This is a genomic window from Chryseobacterium angstadtii (genome assembly GCF_001045465.1).
In the GTDB taxonomy this organism is placed as follows: Bacteria; Bacteroidota; Bacteroidia; order Flavobacteriales; family Weeksellaceae; genus Chryseobacterium; species Chryseobacterium angstadtii.
Genome location: NZ_LFND01000001.1, coordinates 863,512 through 883,765, shown reverse-complemented (window position 1 = coordinate 883,765; position 20,254 = coordinate 863,512). Strand labels below are relative to the sequence as shown.

At 37.7% G+C, this 20,254-nt stretch carries 16 protein-coding genes and 2 tRNA genes; 8 read left to right on the top strand and 10 right to left on the bottom strand.

Annotated features, from left to right (window positions below; translation table 11 throughout):
• Window positions 1–407 precede the first annotated feature (407 nt).
• From ACM46_RS03920 to ACM46_RS03905, 4 genes are all read right to left on the bottom strand, one after another.
• A complete protein-coding gene (locus ACM46_RS03920) occupies window positions 408–1,235 on the bottom strand; it encodes a YoaK family protein (protein ID WP_048505276.1) in 828 nt (275 codons plus the stop codon).
• Between the two features lie 33 nt (window positions 1,236–1,268).
• Window positions 1,269–1,763 (bottom strand): hypothetical protein, encoded by a 495-nt coding sequence (locus tag ACM46_RS03915; protein WP_048505275.1) that lies wholly within the window; start codon window positions 1,761–1,763, stop codon window positions 1,269–1,271.
• 354 nt (window positions 1,764–2,117) lie between these two features.
• The gene (locus ACM46_RS03910; RefSeq protein ID WP_048505274.1) at window positions 2,118–3,521 is read right to left on the bottom strand and encodes a sensor histidine kinase; all 1,404 of its coding nucleotides are present in this window, start codon (window positions 3,519–3,521) and stop codon (window positions 2,118–2,120) included.
• 3 nt (window positions 3,522–3,524) lie between these two features.
• Window positions 3,525–4,232, bottom strand: coding sequence for a response regulator transcription factor (locus ACM46_RS03905; protein WP_048505273.1), 708 nt, complete (start codon window positions 4,230–4,232; stop codon window positions 3,525–3,527).
• A 212-nt stretch (window positions 4,233–4,444) separates the two neighbouring features.
• On the opposite strand from ACM46_RS03905, the gene ACM46_RS03900 reads away from it, so the two are divergent.
• The 6 genes from ACM46_RS03900 to ACM46_RS03875 all read left to right on the top strand — a co-directional run bounded on the left by ACM46_RS03900 (window position 4,445) and on the right by ACM46_RS03875 (window position 13,518).
• Window positions 4,445–5,014, top strand: coding sequence for a helix-turn-helix domain-containing protein (locus ACM46_RS03900; RefSeq protein WP_048505272.1), 570 nt, complete (start codon window positions 4,445–4,447; stop codon window positions 5,012–5,014).
• Between the two features lie 359 nt (window positions 5,015–5,373).
• On the top strand, window positions 5,374–8,199 hold the full coding sequence (locus tag ACM46_RS03895; protein ID WP_048505271.1) for a TonB-dependent receptor: 2,826 nt from the start codon (window positions 5,374–5,376) through the stop codon (window positions 8,197–8,199).
• A 9-nt stretch (window positions 8,200–8,208) separates the two neighbouring features.
• On the top strand, window positions 8,209–9,507 hold the full coding sequence (locus ACM46_RS03890; protein WP_053082662.1) for a DUF5690 family protein: 1,299 nt from the start codon (window positions 8,209–8,211) through the stop codon (window positions 9,505–9,507).
• A 13-nt stretch (window positions 9,508–9,520) separates the two neighbouring features.
• Window positions 9,521–10,675: a TIGR03364 family FAD-dependent oxidoreductase gene (locus tag ACM46_RS03885; RefSeq protein ID WP_048505270.1), complete on the top strand. Its 1,155-nt coding sequence runs from the start codon at window positions 9,521–9,523 to the stop codon at window positions 10,673–10,675.
• Window positions 10,676–10,681: 6 nt separating this feature from the next.
• Window positions 10,682–11,350: an HAD-IA family hydrolase gene (locus ACM46_RS03880; RefSeq protein WP_048505269.1), complete on the top strand. Its 669-nt coding sequence runs from the start codon at window positions 10,682–10,684 to the stop codon at window positions 11,348–11,350.
• A 314-nt stretch (window positions 11,351–11,664) separates the two neighbouring features.
• Window positions 11,665–13,518: an alkaline phosphatase family protein gene (locus tag ACM46_RS03875; RefSeq protein WP_048505268.1), complete on the top strand. Its 1,854-nt coding sequence runs from the start codon at window positions 11,665–11,667 to the stop codon at window positions 13,516–13,518.
• A gap of 76 nt (window positions 13,519–13,594) precedes the next feature.
• Here ACM46_RS03875 and ACM46_RS03870 read toward each other — a convergent pair whose 3' ends face one another.
• The 3 genes from ACM46_RS03870 to ACM46_RS03860 are packed head-to-tail and all read right to left on the bottom strand — an operon-like array spanning window position 13,595 to window position 15,922.
• On the bottom strand, window positions 13,595–14,080 hold the full coding sequence (locus ACM46_RS03870) for a GNAT family N-acetyltransferase (RefSeq protein ID WP_048505267.1): 486 nt from the start codon (window positions 14,078–14,080) through the stop codon (window positions 13,595–13,597).
• A gap of 16 nt (window positions 14,081–14,096) precedes the next feature.
• Entirely contained in the window at window positions 14,097–15,512 is a 1,416-nt protein-coding gene (locus ACM46_RS03865; RefSeq protein WP_048505266.1) for an aminotransferase-like domain-containing protein, read from the bottom strand.
• Between the two features lie 41 nt (window positions 15,513–15,553).
• Window positions 15,554–15,922 (bottom strand): hypothetical protein, encoded by a 369-nt coding sequence (locus ACM46_RS03860; RefSeq protein ID WP_048505265.1) that lies wholly within the window; start codon window positions 15,920–15,922, stop codon window positions 15,554–15,556.
• Window positions 15,923–16,269: 347 nt separating this feature from the next.
• On the opposite strand from ACM46_RS03860, the gene ACM46_RS23180 reads away from it, so the two are divergent.
• Window positions 16,270–16,686, top strand: coding sequence for a hypothetical protein (locus ACM46_RS23180; RefSeq protein WP_131707539.1), 417 nt, complete (start codon window positions 16,270–16,272; stop codon window positions 16,684–16,686).
• A 229-nt stretch (window positions 16,687–16,915) separates the two neighbouring features.
• Here the strand turns inward: ACM46_RS23180 and ACM46_RS03850 are convergent, their stop codons facing one another.
• Window positions 16,916–17,791 (bottom strand): complement C1q domain-containing protein, encoded by an 876-nt coding sequence (locus ACM46_RS03850; RefSeq protein ID WP_131707538.1) that lies wholly within the window; start codon window positions 17,789–17,791, stop codon window positions 16,916–16,918.
• 423 nt (window positions 17,792–18,214) lie between these two features.
• On the opposite strand from ACM46_RS03850, the gene ACM46_RS03845 reads away from it, so the two are divergent.
• Window positions 18,215–19,795: a hypothetical protein gene (locus ACM46_RS03845; protein ID WP_048505262.1), complete on the top strand. Its 1,581-nt coding sequence runs from the start codon at window positions 18,215–18,217 to the stop codon at window positions 19,793–19,795.
• Between the two features lie 109 nt (window positions 19,796–19,904).
• Here the strand turns inward: ACM46_RS03845 and ACM46_RS03840 are convergent.
• Both ACM46_RS03840 and ACM46_RS03835 read right to left on the bottom strand, forming a co-directional pair.
• A tRNA-Leu gene (locus ACM46_RS03840) sits at window positions 19,905–19,986 on the bottom strand.
• 179 nt (window positions 19,987–20,165) lie between these two features.
• Window positions 20,166–20,249, bottom strand: a tRNA-Leu gene (locus ACM46_RS03835).
• Between the last annotated feature and the right edge of the window lie 5 nt (window positions 20,250–20,254).

Here is a 20,254-nt window from a genome sequence, read left to right as displayed (position 1 = left end):
TTGCTCTGCTCTTAATCCCGGCATCAAAAGAACTCCGATTGAGGATTGAAGTTACAAAATGACGGTGTATTTGTATATTGAAAGAAAGGTATTTTACTACAAAACAGGTTGCTTTTTATCGCAAAGTCTAAAAATAATCTGTTTAAGTTTTAAGTGGGCGAAGATAGGTGGCTACGCCACTGACTAAGCGTATGCATTATCCATCCGCTTCATCGAATCAATCAGAGATTGATTCCTCCTTTGCCTACCTAAAAATAAAAGGCTTTACGATCAAACTTTGCGTTAAACAAACAGATTAGGTTTCTGAGTTGATGGAAAAAGAACACCCCTTTTCTACCATCAAAAAGGGGTGCCTCACAGCTAGTTTACACAAAAATAATACTGATATTTACTTTATATATTGTCGCTTATTCATCAAAAACAAGCGTTCTTTTTTCTTTTCTTTTAGGAATACCATGAATCTTGTCGTACAAGAAGGCCAATACATTCGGTTTTTTATAAATCCTGCTGTAGCGGTATTTGGTATTAAAGTGTCTCACATGAATCTTATAGGCATCATACCCAATCACAATTAAGAGACAAAGACTTATCACATAAAACACTCTGAATTCCAGATAATAATACGTAAGTCCCGAGAACACCGCTCCTAAAACATAAGCTATCATAATGCTTATCAACAGTTTTGCTCTTGCAACCAGTTCTCCGCTTTTTCTATATTTCTTTTTAGTAAACATGGAAAGCAGAATCCCGAGGTCGGTAGTAGTACCCGTAAGGTGGGTTGTTTTCACCGAGAAATTGGAGATACTTGCGGTAAGCCCGTTCTGAAGTCCTGTTGCAAAAAGCATCAATGCTACCAGATATTCCGTTTCTGCAACTGTTTTCTGGTAATAAAACTGTCCATATATTCCTACAAACAACAAACAGATGATTTCCAGTGCAATCGGCATTGAATGGGCAAAGTATTTACTTCTCTTATTGAAATTGATTACAATAAAATTAGAGAGAAAACTTCCGAAGAAGAAGAGGAAAATCCATCCTCCTACCACAGCTACCTGTGTCCAGTTTCCTTTGCTGATTTCTGCCGCTAATATGGCGTAGTGCCCTGTTACGTTCGACGTAAAAGAGAGAAAGATTAATAGAGAGGCAATATTTATAGTCCCTGCAGTGAATGCAGTCAGCGTCCCCAATCTGATATTGTCTCCCAACGTTCTGCTGTTACTATAATTTCTTAACATTTTTTTATTCTTTTAAATTGTGTTTACTGTACTTTAAGCTTCCACAAAGATCTCAGCCAGTCTTCCTCTTTCCGGAAGTCTTTCTGGCATCTCAACCTTAATTTCCTGAACCTGAAGTTCTTTGCATTTTTTGATGTAAGGAGCGATATCGAATTTTCCTTTACCTTTACTTTTAATAGATGGCGAGTAATATGCCTCCTCAATATTCTCCGATTTCACATAGTTGTTGAAGGTTCTTTGGAAACTTCCGGTGAAAATGTCGCAGATAATTTTATTGATTAAGTGCGGGTATTTATTTTTGATGATTCCGTATGCATCGCAGAACTCCTGTGATCTGATTTTATTAAAAACCGTGTTTTTTGTGTTGAACAGAAGATCTCTGATAGAATCTCCGGCCTCATATCCTGAAACCAGAAGAATATTATACTGGTTCTGATCTTCAGAAGCTTCTTTCTCTTTTAGTACTTTTTTTAATATGTTCAGTGACTCAAGAGAGTAATCCGTTGCGATTAAGATTGTTTTGGTCATATCTTTTAGATTTAGTTTGTGTTATCTTATTTTGATGATACAAAACTAAAGCGGCAAGATTAGAAGCTCTTTGGAACGGAATTAAAATGTGATTAAAGAGATTAGAATGAGATTAGAATATTGTTAAGGGGTGTTAATATGGGAAGTTTAAGGGCAAAGAAAGCTGAGAAGGCTAATATGGCGAAGAAGGCTGAGGAAACGAGGATTGTGAATTTGTAAAGAGGTTTTCGGGATAATAAACAGGGCATGTGAGCCACATTATCTTAATGGCTTTTATGTAATTGTTCTATTTTTTGAATTTTATAAAAGAACAGACCCGGGTTTCTACCTCAGCAAAATAAACGCAGCTATTATCTAAACACCCTCCGGCATCATACTATAAAAATTCGGAAAACGCATCTGTACGGTCGTTCCCTGGTTTTCGTGAGAACTTACAATTAATTCGCCCTGATGCATTCTTACAATGTTTCTGGCTAATGGAAGCCCGATTCCGTAGCCTTCGTAGTTTTTGGTATTAGAAGCCCTGAAGAAAGGATCGTAGATTTTGTTCATTTCAACCTCCGGAATCCCGATTCCGAAATCTTTTACAATAATATAGACATCGGTATCCGTAGCGCCAAGCGACACTTTTACCTGCTGAAAATTAGAATATTTACAGCCATTGTTGATGATATTGGCTACCGCAAGATGCAGCAGCTGCTCGTTCCCCTGGACTTTTAATTTTTTCGGATTATCCGGGAGCATACTGATATCCAGATAGATATTGTTTCTTGCATCAATTTTTCTGAGAGTCTCGATCACATCCCAAAGCAGCTGATCAATTCTTACCTTATCCATCTTCTGAATCTTCCCGTCAAAACCTGTTTGGGCAATCATTAATAAGGCTTTGATTTTCTTATCCAGCTTTTCTGCTTCATCCAGAATAATTTCCAGTGTATCTTTATATTCGTCTGCCGTTCTGTTGATGGAAAGAGCCACATCCGCTTCTCCCATAATGGAAGTTAAGGGAGTTCTTAATTCGTGCGAAACATTTCCAATCAGATGATTCTGGGTTTCAAAAGACGTTTCTATACGGTTGAGCATTCCATTGAAGGTATCTACCAGCTCGTTCAGTTCTTTATTATCCGGCTGGGCTTCCAGTCTGAGGTGGAGATTTTCGGAACTGATTTCCTTTACTTTCCCCGTAATTTTCAGGATAGGTCTGAATAAGGTTTTAGACAGATAAAAAGAAAAAATCATACTGAAGAACAGTGAAAGCACAATACACGTGATCAGCGTTCTTTTTAAAAACCCGAGATAATAAATTACATAATGGTTTTTGGCCGAAGCAATCGCGATATAGTCTTTATCGTCATATTTAAAGGTCTGCCCGATATAATAAAACTCTTTATCATTATAATTGGCTTCTCCTTTTTTGACAATACTTTTGAAAAAATAATCGGGGATATGCACTTCCTGCGATATTTTTTTGAAATTGGAATCTGTGGGAACAGCAAAAACATAGTCCCTTTCCATCGGAAGTTCCTCATCGTTCAGGCTATTGAGGATATAATTTTCCGGAAGATCGAGGTGCTCTTTTCCTTTTTCAATCTGAACAATGGTAGTGGTACGGATTTTAAGCAGTTCATAAAACCTCTGATGCGAAAAGTTGACAATTGAAAAATAAACCAACCCACTGAAAAGCAGTATGATGGCGGTAAACACCAGCATAAGAAGCACCATTGTTTTGGTCTGATTTGTAACAACTTTATTAAACATTCATCAAGGTTTTTTCAATACGTATCCCATTCCTATCACAGTATGAATCAGTTTATTATCATCCTGACTATCCAGCTTTTTCCTCAGATAATTTACATAAACATCTACTACATTGGTTCCCAGTTCATAATTTACGCCCCAAACTGCATCCAGAATTTCAGCCCTTGAAATTACTTTTTCCGGGTTATTCAGGAAATACAGCAGCAGTTTATATTCTGTAGAGGTGAGTGAAATTTCTTCGCCGGCGCGGGTGACTTTCTTTGTATAATCATTCACCATCAAATCCGAGAACTGAAATACATGTTCGTTATCAGGTTCAGGCTCTATAGCTTCCTGAGCACTTATTCCCAGGCTTCTTCTCAATAATGATTTCACCCTGGCAACCAATTCAATAAATTTAAACGGTTTTACCAGATAATCATCTCCTCCACTTTCCAGGCCCAGTACAATATTTTCAGACGTTCCCAATGCCGTTAAAAACAGAATCGGAACATGCTGATTGGTTTTCCTGATCTCTTTGCAGACATCCAACCCATTCATTTCCGGCAGCATAATATCCAAAACCACCAGATCAAAATCATTGGCCTGCACCAGCTGTACACCTGTACGCCCGTCAAAAGCCACGGAAACTTCGTATCCGTTCTCCTGAAGCCCTTTTTTTATAAAAGAGACCACACTGGTTTCGTCTTCAATAAGGATAATTTTTTTCATTGAAATAAGGAATGTTACAAAAGTAAGGGAAAAGGGTGAAAGGGCAAAATGAAGGAAGGATACAAGGGCAAATAGGCTGAGAAAGCTAAGATGGCAAATAACAATTTTCAATGAATTGACTCCACATCATACAAAACCTATATAGAATAATACTAACTTTGTCCTTCTATATAATAATGAGAAAAAATAATTGAGGTTAAATTGCAAACACTATGAATGATTTTTTAATAGGTATCGGTAAACGACTGAAAGATATCAGGAAAAAGAATAATTTAACCATCAATGAACTGGCCTCCAAAGCCAATGTAAGCAATGGCCTTGTTTCCAGGATCGAGAACGGAAGAACTATTCCTTCTCTCCCTGTACTTTTGGATATGATCCAGTCTCTGGAGATTGATGCCAGCTATTTCTTTGAAGGAGTGGAAAAAAAATCCAGCGCCAAGTTTATTTATCTTCCCAAAGACAGCCAGCAGGTCATCGAAAAAGAAGTAGAGGCCGAAGGTTTTAAGTACATGCACATCTTCAGCAAAAGCCTTCATTCTTTAGGTTTCGAAGCAGTCCTGCTTACCCTTGAACCCAACTCCAAAAGAGAAAAAGTGATTACAGATGCCTGGGAATTCAAATATATTCTGAAAGGCGAAGTAAAATACATTATAGACAACGAGGAAATTATTTTACAAGAAGGAGATTCTCTTTATTTCAACGGGAAGTTTCCGCACGTTCCGGTAAGCATCAGCAATGAGAGTTGTATTATGCTTGTTCTTTACTTTTATACGGCATAGTAATTCTTCACTTTTCATTGCTCTTTTCGAGCATTTATTTCTATAATCAATTCCAAAAGTTTACAAATAGTAAACTTTTAATTTTCCTGTTTCCATTCAAAATTAACGTTATGTTAACCGAAAGGGACATTCTTTATCAAAATTTCAACTAAAAATAAATTTCCAAAAAGTCTTATAAGTCCTTAAAGCAAAGGACTAAAAGAATGATTCGCGATTTTCATTCTTGTTTTTCAAAGGAGAAACAGAGTAAAATACAAGTAACAAACCGCTCTGATTTGTTAAACAATACTTAATACAAAATATTTATATATATTAAAATTATTAGCTTGATTTGCATAAAAAATTTAATATATGTAAAAATGAAAACAAATTTAGAGAAATTACTTACCCTTGCTTTTGTTTGTCTTGCTCTTTTTGTCTCGGCACAAAAGCAGTTAATTATAGGAACCGTATTTGATGACGCCCAACCCCTTCCCGGCGCTTCAGTCAAAATAAATGGTTTACCCAAAAATACAGCTACAGATGTTGACGGAAAATTCACCATTAACGATATCAAAGAAGGCCATTATACTTTACAGATAAGTTACATCGGCTATGAAACCTCTGATATTGCTATAGATATAAAAGCCGGAGAAACATTGGATCTGGGCGCTGTAAAACTCTCCCAGCCAAGAAAAAACATTGATGAAGTTGTCGTAACAGGAACTTTGAAAAATACTGAAGCAAGAGCTTTAAACCTTCAGAAAAATGCAGTGAATATTACCAACGTAATTGCATCGGACGGAATAGGAAAGCTACCGGACAGAAATGCTGCAGAAACTGTACAGCGTGTTCAGGGTGTTTCCATCGAAAGGGACCAGGGAGAAGGAAGATTTGTTTCATTAAGAGGACTTCCTCCGTTTTGGGCATCTACAACCATCAACGGAAACAGGCTTCCTACCGCAGAAGAAGAAACTACTTCCAGAGCCACAGCCTTTGATTTCTTTCCTACTGAGCTGATCTCTTATGTACATGTCAACAAATCATTTACCCCGGACATGGAAGCAGACGGAATTGGTGGCGGTGTGAATTTCATCACGAAAACACCTCCCATGAAAACGGAATTCAAAGCCACTGTGGGAAGCGGTTATAATGCCAAATCAGATAAAGGAGTTTACAACCTCGGCCTTCTTTACGGAGGAAGAACGAAAGATAAAAAATTCGGGTATTTATTCAATGTGGCGCACTTTATCAGAAACTGGTCTACCGATAATTTCGAGGCAAGAAGAAGTGGTGATGAAGGGGTTTTCAGAATGGAACTCCGCGATTACAACGGAGTAAGAAAGACAACGGGTGTGAATGCTGCCTTTGAATATGTTCTTTCTCCCAAAAATACATTCTATCTAAAAGGAATGTACGGAACACTTTCGGATGATGAGACGCATTACAAACACAGAATCAGGTTTGATAAATTCAGTTCGGCCAATAATACCGCAAGAGTGGAGCTTCAGAACATCCATAACCTTCTGATCACGGAGCTTACTTCTGTTTCTTTAGGCGGAGTTCATACTTTAAACAAAGGAAAAATAGACTGGGATTTATCGTATTATGACAACAGATTTAAATACGGAAACATTCCCGATAAGCAAAACAATTCTTATTATGTAATCAAGTACACCCAGTCCGGAGTAGGAATCAATTCAGATTATATTTCCAACAGAGGAAACGGTCCAAGAGCTTACTGGAAAGCAGATGGCGGAAAGCTGGACTATAAAAACCCAGATGCCCTTTTTAGTTTCTACAGCGATCCGGGTTTTAAAATGGATGCTTCGCAAATGAGGTTTACAGATCTTGAATTCTACAAAGTTTTCGTGGAAGAAAAAGATAAAATTGTAGCAGCCTTCAATCATGAAATCAATACTTCTGATAAACTGACTCTGAAATACGGATTCAAATACAGAGATAAGGAACGTAATGCCCGGTTTTCTGACATTTTCTACAACTGGAATGGGGGAACTGCTCCTCTTCTATCTGATTATTCACCCTACATCACTACCCAGCCAAACGGTCCTAAATATTTAAGTGAAATGAATGCCCACATCGGAAATACTTTCGGGCCTGTGCTTTCTACAACGGGAATGGATCAGTTCTGGTTTCAGAATCAGGGGAATCTGAAAATCAATCCGGCAGATTCGGAAGCATTGGAATACAATAAAGCACTGGGCAGAAATTTTGATGTTTTTGAAAAACATGCGGACGCCTACGGAATGGGAACCTATAAACTGAATGACAAGATCATTATTTTAGGAGGAATCCGGTTGTCCAATACCAACACCAAAGTAAAAGGATACAATGTGATAGACGATGTTCTGACCCCGGTTGAAAAAACAAAAAACTATCTCGCCGTTCTTCCTATGCTTCATGTAAAGTATACCTTAAACGATAAAACCAATATCCGTTTTGCTGCAACAAGAACTTTTTCAAGACCTAACTTCGGAGATCTTACACCAGGCGGAACCTATATTGAAGCTGATAATGAATTTAAAGGTGGAAATCCGGATCTTAATCCTACCTATTCACTCAACTTTGATCTGATGGGAGAATATTACTTCTCAAATGTCGGGATCCTAAGCGGAGGTGTTTTCTATAAATCGATTACAGATCCTATTTTCCAGGATTCTTTTATAGGAAATTATAATGGAATGAATGGGGTACAGTTTACAGCACCCAACAACGGGAAAGCAGCATGGCTAGGCGGTATAGAGCTTGGAACGACCAAAAGGTTTGATTTCCTTCCCGGTTTCCTTCAATATTTCGGAACTCAGGTGAATGCTACTTTTATGACCTCTGAAATGGAAAAGCCAAGCGGAAGAAAAGTAGCCCTTCCTTACCAGGCAAAAGAACTTTATAACGTACAATTATTCTTTGAGAAAAAAGGATTTAATGCAAGACTGGCGTACAACTACAAAGGAAAATATGCCGTAGAATATGCTGAAGACGATCTCAATGATTCTTACTACGGAAAGTACAGCAGTCTGGATTTCGGAGGATCTTATCAACTGACCAAACACCTTATGCTGTACGCAGATGTGAACAACATCCTGAACAAACCTCTCATCTATCATTTCGGAAAGAATGAAGACCGCCCGGAGCAGGTAGAATATTACGGAGTAAGATGTAACCTCGGAATAAAACTGAACTTTTAAACCTGCATAATGGCTCAAAGTATCAATAAAAAAACATTAGTAACACTGAAGGCAGCTTTTGCCGCTTTCGGTGTTTACTTCTGCATGTATGGCTTCAGAAAACCTTTTACTGTAGCTTCTTTTGAAGGGCTTTCCTACTTTGGAGTAGATTATAAAATTCTGATTATTATTGCTCAGGCCGTTGGATATTTTATTTCAAAATTTATCGGTATCAAATTTATTTCTGAGCTGAAACCGGAAAAGAGAATTGTTTATCTGTTGATGTTTATTGGTGTGGCAGAGCTTGCTTTATTGGGATTTGCAGCAGTTCCGGCTCCTTATAATATCGTTTTCATGTTCATCAACGGAATTCCGCTGGGCATGATCTGGGGAATTGTATTTTCTTATATTGAAGGAAGAAGAACCACGGAAATTATCGGGCTGTTTTTATGCTCAAGCTTCGTCGTTTCTTCAGGTTTTACAAAATCTGCCGGAAAGTTTATCATGGATACGTTTCCGGTTTCAGAATTCTGGATGCCTTTCTGCACCGGATTGATATTCATTATTCCTTTGGTTATTTTCGCTTTTCTGCTGGAAAGGATTCCTCAACCTACAGAAGAAGATATTCAGCTTAAAAATAAAAGAGAGCCTTTGAACAGAGCAGAAAGAAAGGAGCTGATCCGTCGGTTTTTTGTTCCTGTGGTCTGCATTATTTTTCTGTATGTCTGTTTGACTGTTTTAAGAGATTTCAGGGATAATTTCAACCGCGAGATCTGGGACGGCCTGCATTTCAAGTTTGACAGTTCTGTTTTTACACTGACGGAAATTCCCATTGCAATAATGGTTCTCCTGATTTTAGGATTTATGGTGAAGGTTAAAAACAATAAAAAAGCTTTCGACTATTATCATTACATCCTTTTTGCAGGAATTCTGACGGTGGGATTCTCTACCTATTTATTTCAGAATGCCTCACTTTCTCCCTTTATGTGGATGGTGATTTCAGGTTTCGGAATGTATATCTGTTATATTCCCTTCAACGGAATTTACTTTGACCGGATGATTGCTGCTTTTGACATTAAAGGCAATGTAGGTTTCCTGATTTATACCGTAGATTCTTTCGGTTATCTGGGAAGTGTTCTGATCCTTCTGTACAAAAACTTCGGTTCTGCACAGACTTCGTGGCTCAATTTTTATATTCATCTGAATTATATTATTACGGCCGCTGTTTTTATCCTTTCGGTCATTGCTTTTCTGGCATTCAGAAAAAAGGCAAAACCGAAATCAAATTCTAATCAATTCATCAATTTCGATACGTCGAAAATTTTATAAATAAAGTAAAAAAATGACAGCAAAATTTGATTTACTCGTTGTAGGAGGAGGTATTTTGGGAACATTCCATGCCTACCATGCTCTGAAGAAAAATCTCCGGGTCGCTATACTGGAAAGAAATTCTGTTCCTCAAGGGGCTACCGTAAGAAATTTCGGACAGGTAGTTCCCTCCGGCATGGATCTCAAGTGGCAAAATTTCGGAAGGGAAAGTCTGGACATCTATAACGAACTTCATGCTCAGGCAGATCTTACCATAAGAAAAAACGGATCCGTGTATATCGCGTCCAATGACGAAGAAATTCAGCTTATTGAAGAGCTGTATGAAATCAACAGGAATAACGGCTATGAATCTGTTTTGTTATCTAAAAACGACTGCATCAAGAAATTTGACGGACTTCGTTCAGATTACTGTAAGGGAGGTTTGTTTTTCCCGCAGGAACTCTCGGTAGATTCCGCAGACATGATCGTTAAACTTCATAAGCTTCTGCAGGAAAAAATGGGACTTCAGATTTTCTATAACACCACGATTACGGAAACAGGAGAAAACGGAACTCATTGTACGGCTATCGCTACTGATGGAAATGAATTCACTGCCTCAAAAATAATCATCTGCGGCGGGCACGAGTTTAAAACACTTTACCCTAATATATTCAATGAAAGCGACTTAGAAGTAAGCAAGCTTCAGATGCTTCAGACAAAACCCCAGGGCATCTATTCGCTTCCGGGAAATATCCTGACCGGACTTTCCATCAGAAGATATGAATCGTTCAGTGAATGTGCTTCTTTCCAGAAAATCAAATCGTTAGAAGATCCAAAGTCATTCGAAAAGAAGTTCGGAATACATATTTTATTCAAGCAGGCTTTGGACGGCTCTATTATTTTAGGAGATTCTCATGAATATGCAGACGCCAAACATGCAGACGATCTGGGCTATGATCTGAATATGGAAATTGATGAATTTATGATTCATGAAGCTAAAAAGATCATTGATCTGCCTACTTATGAAATCCAGAGAAGATGGTTCGGGGTATATTCTCAATGCAAAACAAAAGATATTTTTGAACACAGCCCTTCACAGAATATCCACATTGTAACCGGTATAGGAGGAAAGGGAATGACGGGAAGCGGAGGCTTTTCAAAATTTAATATAGACAAAATTTACGCATAAATTTCAATGAAAAATATAGAATTATTGGTTCTGGATATGGCCGGAACAACCATTAACGAAGACAATGTAGTGTATAAAACCCTGACGGATGCCGTAAATGATTACGGATATGAGGTGACTTTAGACAAAGTATTATCAAGCTGTGCCGGAATGGAAAAACTGGAAGCGATTACAAGTTTACTGAGGGAAATTAAAGGGAATGAAGACGATGCTCCCGCTATTTTTGAAAACTTCTCGGATCAGCTGAAAGAAGCTTATCAGAAACTGGAAGTGAAGCCCATCAACGGGACTGAGGATTTCCTGTTAAAAATGAAGGCTAAAAATAAAAAGGTGGTTCTTAATACGGGATATACTTCAGAAATTGCCCACCAGCTTTTGGACAAACTTCAATGGAAAGAAAATGTACACTTCGATGCTTTGATCACGGCTGATGATGTTTCGGAGAGCAGGCCAAGTCCGGAAATGATCCATCTTGCTATGAAAAAATTCAATATCCAGGAACCGGGGAAAGTATTAAAAGCCGGAGATTCTGTGATAGACATTGAGGAAGGTAAAAATGCAGGCTGCGGCATGACGGTGGCTGTTCTTTCCGGAGCACAAAGCAGAACCGAGCTTGAAAAAGCCGCCCCCGATTATATTTTAAATACAATTTCTGAGGCTGAAGATTTAATTTAAACTCTTCTTTCAAATCATACTTACTTTTTTCAGCCTCATTGTTTTACTTTTTTAAACATTAAGAAGTTAAGCTGGATTGGATTTAAAAACCAATGAAACACTAATGGCACAAATACCTTCACAAATAACACCACTTTATGATTCGTGGAAATTCGTGAAGATATTTGTGCTGTTTGCGTTTTAACCCCACAAACACTTAATTATCAATTAATTAACCTAAAATTCACATTTGTTTACAAATAGTAAATTAATTTTACAGAAGTTAAAATAAAATTACTATTTGTAAACATTTCTTTTTTAAAACCTTTATCCCCATGAAAACAAAACTCTTCTCAACGGCAGTGGTTATAAGCTGCTTTCTTGGAGCACAAACCAAAAAAGTTCTTTTTATCGGTATTGACGGATGCCGTGCGGACGTGATGATGTCCAGCAGCATTCCGAATATCCAGAGCCTGATCAACCAATCCATCTATTCTCTGGATGGCTTATGTGCCGCTACGACCTGGAGCGGAAACGGATGGAGCACCATGCTGACAGGAGTCTGGCATACCAAACACAATGTTCAGGATAATAGCTTCACCAGTCCGAATTATGTGAATTACCCGGATTTTCTGACTCGGGCTGAAACTTACAATCCGGCTTTAAGAACCATGTCGCTAGTCAACTGGGCACCCATTAACGATAAAATTATCCAGAATGCCGATGTAAAAAGTAATCTGGGAAGTGATCTTGCGGTTAAAAATGCAGCCGTGAACGCTCTTCAAAATGATAATCCTGATATTCTTTTTGTAGATTTTGACGATGTAGATCACGCCGGACATTCTTATGGCTTCTCATCTGCAGTTCCACAGTATGTTTCTTCTATTCAGACCACAGACAGCTATATCGGAGAAATTGTGAATGCCATGAAAAACAGAGCTACCTACAATAATGAAAACTGGATGGTTGTTTTAACGACGGATCATGGAGCCATAGAAAGTTCTCATGGAGGAGGAAATCTTTCAGAGCGTAATATTTTTACCGTATACTCTAATCCCGGTTTCACTCCTCAGCAGATTAGTAAAACAGTTCTTGAGTCTTCCAAAACCTTCAATCAGCTTAGTTTTCCGGCGGGAACCTATGCAAAACCGACGAGCCAGACTCCTTTCAACTTTGGAACCAGCCAGGATTTTACTATTGAATTCTGGGTAAAACCTAATGCTTCTTATAGCAGTGATCCGGTGATGATCAGCAATAAAAACTGGGCAAGCGGTTTGAATAAAGGTTTTGTCATTTCAGGGTATTCCGGACAGACCTTTAAGATGAATATCGGGGACGGCAGTAAAAGAATAGATCTTGTGGGCGGAAAAGTAGAAACGGGAAAATGGAAGCATATTGCCGTAAGCTTTGACAGGGACGGACTTGTTACGATGTATGAAGACGGAGTTCCTGTTACTTTTGCGAAAATGAATACCATCGGAAATATTGATTCCGGGCTTCCGTTTACCATCAATCAGGATGGAACGAATGTGTACGGACAAAATCTTGCCGCTTCGTATAAAGATATCAGAATATGGAAATCTGCTCTTCCGAATGATGTCATTGTGAACTGGGCCAATCAGGATATCACCTCATCCCATCCTTACTATTCTCAATTAGTGGCAGACTGGAAATGCAACGGAACTTCCGGAAATACAGTGACCGATTCAAGCCCGAATGCCAATCATCTCGCTGTAACCGGTTCTCCGGCTTATGCAGCAGGAACTGTACATAATTTTAAGATCAATAATTATACATCAACCACGAGAGAAACAGACCATCTTCCTACTGTTTTTAACTGGCTTTGTATTCCGGTTCAGGCTGCGTGGGGAATAGACGGGACCAATCGGGTGCCTGCCTGCTCAAACGGAGCTTTGGCCGTTAAAGAATCCAAAGAAATTGCTGAAGATTTTAAAGTATATCCAAACCCTGCTTCCGAAAGCATTCATATTCACTATGCCACTGAAGACAGAGCCGTTACAGCCGAAGTTATTGATATGAAAGGAAGTATTCTTTCTGTAAAACAATTGAAATCCCAAAACGGATTTTTCGAGGAAAAGATAAGCCTTCAAGGGCTTCCATCGGGGACTTATTTTATGAAGATTACAGGAAACAAAAAGTCTCTGACCAAAACTTTCATTAAGAAATAAAAACGTACAGATTTAGATTTAATTTTTGATATTAGAACTTGGATAGAGATATCCTCGTTCTAATATCTTTTTTTGTTTAAACATTGATTTTCAATAACATTTGAGTGTCGCAACGCTCATAAGCAGAGCCTGAAAGCGGCAGATGCTCGAAGCCTAGCTTTTCATAGAGTTTGATGGCCGGTACCAAAACCGAATTGGTTTCAAGGAAGATGCTTTCTGCTTTCAGTTCACGGGCTTTATCCACCAACGCCTGTCCTACAAGATAGCCAATTTTCTTTCCCTGTGCTTTCGGGCTTACCGCCATTTTTGACAGCTCAAAAGCCAGCGGCTCATCCTTCATTTTCACCAGTGCACAGGTTCCGACAGGTTCATTATTGAGCAGTGCAAAAACAATGTGCCCACCTTTATTGATGATCTCTTCTTCCGGATTATCCAGCAGTTTATAATCACTTGCCTCCATGGTGAAAAATGTTCTGATCCACTCCTCATTCAGTGCTTTGAAGGCTTGCTTGTATTGAGGTTCGTAGTCAACGATTTTTACTTCATTATTACTTTCATCCATTGTTTTAGGGTTTATTTTAAATTCTTTTTTTTATCATATTGGCCAGTTTTTCCAGATCACTTTCTACCCTATCTGTCCATTCCAGCGCATAATTCAGACGCATACAGTTCTGGTATTGGTTGTATTGTGAGAACATCCTTCCCGGTGCAAAAGTAATCTTCTGGCTGAAGGCTTCATCATACAGGTCTTCGGTACAGATTCTTTTGTCCAGCTCCAGCCAAAGCATAAAGCCTCCTTTAGGTTCAGAGATTTTGGTATTATCCGGAAAATATTGCGTCACAGATTTCTGAATCTGAAGATAATTGGCATACAGCTTATGTCTGAATGTCCGCAGGTGATGATCGTAGCGGCCATGTTCAAGAAAATCTGCTATCACATCGGAATAAAGGGACGGACTGCAGACGGTCTGTATCAGTTTCTGACGGATTACTTTCTCTTTAAACTTTCCGGGAGCTACCCACCCCACACGATAACCGGGAGCCAGCGCTTTTGAGACAGATCCTATCCACATGACAAGACCTGCTTCATCATAAAACTTACACGGTTTGGGCCTTTCTGCACCAAAATAAAGGTTGCCGTAGATATCATCTTCAATCAGGGGAACATTGTATTCCGTGATCAGTTTTACAAGTGCCCTTTTGTTTTCATCCGGCATCTGAAAGCCCAGCGGATTATTGAAATTCGTTACAAAACAGCAGGCTGCCAGCGTAGGAAGTGCTTTTTTCAATTCATCCAGATCTATCCCATAAATAGGATGTGTAGGAATTTCCACTACTTTAAGACCCAGCTGCTGAATCGCCTGAAGAACTCCAAAATAAACTGGACTTTCCACGGCAACAGCATCTCCGGGCTTAGTAACAGCCATCAGGCAGGTATAAACGGCATTCATAGCTCCGGAGGTAATTACGAGATCATCTTCCGAAATTTTTCCTTCCATCACCATGGTCCATTTGGCTACTTCCCGGCGAAGGCTTTCGTTTCCCTGCACCGGTTCATAGTCTGTTCCGCTGTCGTTTTTTCTTTTGATTACATTAATCATCGATTTCTTCAGCTTGGCTAAAGGAAGAAAATTTTTTCCGGGAATTCCCAGGGCAAACTGGGTGACATCTGTTCCATCTATCGTCCCGAACACTTTACCAATAAGGTCTTCCGGAGTATTCTTTTTTCCGGTAACCTGGATGGGAGCTACAGAAGGCAAAGCCAGCTTTCTCTGAGAAGTCTGGCTTACAAAATATCCATATTTGGGGCGGCTTTCCACCAAAGAGCGGCTTTCCAGCTCCATATAGGCCTGCTTCACCGTATTGAGGCTTACATTATAAAGTTTCTGAGCACTTCTCAGCGAAGGAAGCCGGTCTCCAAACTGCAGCGTATCACTCTTGATTTGCTCTGTGACAGATTTTGCTATTTTAAGATACAGAACGTCTTTGGACATACAATTGTGGTTTTAAGTAAATGTACAACTTTATGACTGCTTTATCCTATATTCAGCCAGCTGACCATTCTGTTGATGCTGCTTTTCAGCTGCTCTGCATTCCGGAAGTTCGGCGTATTATTCTTTTTAAAATAACGTTCAGCATAAAGGCTGAAGTCTCTATTTTCAGTCTCAGCAAAACTATTTTTGCTGTAGATTTTAAAAGTGATTTCTCCTTTTTCATTAATCAGCAGGCTGGCAAATGCGACTATTTCATTTTTCTTTTTAGCGACCAGAAAAGGGATCCCAAAGCTTTTATTTAACGTACTATAATTCTGTAACTTAAGAAAGAAGTTTTTTAGAAACAGCATATCTGAAATATAAACTTCAGCATATTGAAGCTGCTCCCGATGTTGAATGATTGTTTCCATACTATTCTCTTTTGCTTACACAAAATTATGGAGTATTTAATTTTGGATACAGATACAGAAGTTACTATTATTATGGGTACAGGCTGATTGAAACGAACATCTGTATTCTGCTTATTATTTTTATGTGATACATATTTTCTTCCTAACAAGTTAACATATTTTTCAAACATATATTTTGTAAATCAGTGATTTAAAATAGATTGAGCTAACATATTTATGTGTGAAAAGCTTTGAATACTAACAAAATATTAACCTCCAAAACCAAGATATTTCTTTTTCTAAAATTAATTTTGCCAGTAAAATATAGTTTGAGTCTTAAAAAAAGATTTAACTAAAAAAAGACAAGAATGAAGATCAATAATAGAAAAAGAATCTTACTTCAATATTTCTTATGGATTTTGGTACTTTTTATGGCTACCTACCTATTATTTTATTTTGATTGTGGCTGGCCTTACATCCTATTTGCCTTTGCTACTATTTTGTATTGTAGTATTAAATTTTTCAATACAAAATATTTCGAGATAAGAATGTATCAGGATCATATTTCGATCAAAGAATATTCTATAGCCGGAAAAGTTCCTCTTCGTTTTTCACCTATTGCATACAGTGATATTACTTCTTTCTATTTTGATCCGGAAAAAAATACAATGGTGTTTCGTACAGAGTTTGAATCCATCATTAAATACGCTGATTTCTCAACAAAACATTTCACAAAAAAACAAAAATCAGATTTGAAAAACTCTCTTAATCAAAGCATTATATAATATCAACAGATAGCAAAACCATATTTCTTTATATTACTTTTCAGGCAGAGGAGATTTCTCACTCCTTTTTGATCATAATTTTTATTTTCCTTATCATGTAATGGAATCTCCCTCTGTCAGATTTTAGAATGTAATCAAAGCCTCAATACATTTCCTATTATTAAAAGTTCCCTGCTATAAATAACAGAGAACCTTTATGAAAAACAAAATTATTGATGAGATTTTTTAATTAAAGTCTTGTAATCACCATTCTTCTTACCGAAGATGTCATTGATGCTGTTCCGCAGCCAAAGCAAAGCGTAAGATTTTCTATGATGCTATCACCCTGTTGAAGACTAAGAACAACAGAATCATATCCACTGGATCTTTGGGAAGCAGCTACACCCAGAACTACCATCGTGTAGTATTGCTGTGTTTGTGTTGCCCCATTTTTCACAATTGACATGAGTCGATGCGCTGCTACGTTTGTACTACTATGAAAACCGGTTTCCATAAACTCAATTCTGTAAGATCCGGATTGTGGACATGTCCAGGTATCAGTAGTAAGGTTAAAGTCTCCTCCCCCGTTGGAACTGAAATCTATAGAGGTAAAATTCGCTTTTGTATTAACGCCCTGTGCATGGGTTTCTGCAGTAGATGAAGAAACCGCATAGATGTAACTTGGATCTGTTTTAGCCAACATAACCAGCTGATAAGTAGTTCCGGAAGCAGTATTCACATCTGTCTTTACGATCAAAGCAGATTCTCCCGGTTGTAAAGCTACAGTCTGAACATTATCAATAAGTTCCGCCCCATCTGCATCAATAGTAATTGTATACATCAATGATGCATTCTTAATATAGTAGGTTCTTCCTGTTCTCGTTACGCCTGTTGTTGAATTCGGAAGAGTCATAGTTCCATTTGCTGTTCCGGACCATGTAAGGTAAAAGTCATTTTCTCCAATCACGAATGTATTGGCTGTTACATTTCCATAAGCAGCTGCAAAAGAACCATTAACGGTAAGCTTTGAGCCTGGAACATTGGTGTCAATTCCAACATTTCCTGTTTGGGAATACAGGAGGGGAATGCACCCAAAAAGAATGAGGGTTGTCAAAATAAATTTCATCCATTCAATGTTTAATTGTGTTGTATTTTTTTCATCCGGAAGACCCAAATAAAATATTAATCTTCTAGTCCGGACAACAAAGTTATACTGGTAAAAAGCAAATATGGCTAAATCAAGGCGTTAATTTTCATTAATAAAATTCCTTTTAATTCAAAAAAAACATTAATTTAAAAACAATAAACCACTAATAATCAGAATTTTGAATTTTTATAACATTAATTAGCGTAAATTAATTTTATTTTATAATTTTAAGTATCTCAGCTTACCTCATTAATAATTTTTTGATCACCCCAACCACAGATGAAATTAATTTTACCTTTTTTATTATTCCTCTTCCTAATAATTTCCTGCCATTCCCCGGAGAAAGGCAACGAATATTTTGATTCCTTAAACAAAGAAATATCTCCTTTGCGGGGTAAAAGGATGAACGAAATAAAAAAAATCTACTCCCGGGAACTGCAGAAATACCAACAGACAGGTGACAGGCTTTTCCTATTGGGCAGTAAATATGCAGAACTGCCATTAAAAGCTGATGAAAGGCTTAAACAAATTCCCATGGTATATGAGCTGCTGAGATTAAATAACGGCAAATACAGTTATATTTCTATCGCCTGTAATTTCAATCTGGCTTCCCAATTCGAAAAAAGTTCTCCGGAATGGTCTTTAAAATGTATTGATAAAGCCATAGAGCTGGATGAAAAGACCGGGAAAAATTATTATCTGCCTCACCTTTATCATTTTAAAGGGAGATTGTTGTACAACAATAATGACTACAAAAGTGCTTTAGATTTTTTTTATAAGGCCCTGCATGCCTATGACCCCGGAACACAGGTCCTGTATGTTGCTTCCATGTACAACAATATCGGAATGTGCTACGACAAGATGAAAAAGGTTGATCTGGCCATCACAGAAACTGGAAAAGCTATTGATCTACTGGAAAAAAAAACGGTCCTGAGCGATGCTGAAAAAGTTTTCATTAACTATATCAAAGGAAGTTTAGCCCAATATTTTTTACAGGCTAATGATGATAAAAAAGCTGAAGAGCTTTTATCTACAGAACTGAACTTTTCTTTGAATAACAGGAACTACCGGATGGCTCTTTACGCATCAAAAGAGCTTATAAAACTATATAAAATCAAAAACTATGATCTTGCAAAGACAGAGGCGGTCATTAATTCCTTTAAAGTTATAGAACCCAACCTGAACGCACCTGCGGACAAGATTCAGCTGTACGAAATAGCTCTGGAGTATTATTCTGAGAAAAACGATATCCAGAATTTTATAACAACTTCGAAAAAACTTCTTAAAACCAATAAAGAAAACAATGAACTCATCCAGAAAGAGCTGAAAATAAATTTTGATATTGCAGACAGCTACATCATTAAAAGTGTAAATAATGAAAATAATGATCGAAAAAAAGACAATATCAGACTGATTGTTTTTGTTATTTTCCTCTTTATCATTTTTATGATCATCATTGTTGTCCTGTTCAGGGATAAGCAGAAGAAGGAAGAACTCATCAGAAAGGAAAAAGAAATTTCAGATAGTCATAAAAAGATTCTGGAGCAGAATATCAATCTTCAAAAAGAAAAAATACGAAACCTGCATCTGAATCTCAATTTAAAAACAGAGACCGAACGAGCCTTTCTGGAGAATTTAAAAAAAATAAAAAGGTCCAAAAACATCCAGCCTGAAGAAATTCTGAAAGACCTACAATTCAAGATCAATAATCTGATTACTATCGACAGGAAAGGGAATGATCTTATCAATGAAAGCTCTATTGAAAACCAGCTTTTCATGGAAAAATTATCCACAGAATTTCCTTTTTTAACGGCTCAGGAGCTGAAGCTTTGTGTATATTTTAAACTTAATTTAGCGGCAAAAGAGATTTCTCTGCTCGAAAATCTCAGTGTAGGAAGTATAAGAGTATATAAAGCTAAAATAAAATCAAGGCTTAATCTTGATAAAGAAAATGATCTGAGCAGTTTTTTAAACCGTTTTTAACAGTTTATTCAGTACTTCTGCTCTTTTCCTGTAAAAAGGGAGAAAACTAGGTTCAGTATAAAAACAAAAAACTCTCTGTAAATGAATTACAGAGAGTTTTTTTCGCGTGTGCGGATGAAGGGACTCGAACCCCCACGCCTCGCGGCACCAGATCCTAAGTCTGGCGTGGCTACCAATTACACCACATCCGCAGTTATTTTAATTTTTTAAGAGCTTATCGTGCTCTGCGTCTACAAATATAAGACATTTTGCCTTACAAAAGAACTAAAAAATAAATACTCACAAAAAGTGAATAAAGAAACCTTCGTCTTACAAACCTTTTAAAAACTAAAAAACTCTCTGTCGAAAAAAAATCTACAGAGAGTTTTAGTACCCCGGGCGGGACTTGAACCCGCACGCCAAAAGAGGCACAGGATTTTAAGTCCTGCGTGTCTACCAGTTCCACCACCAGGGCTGGTG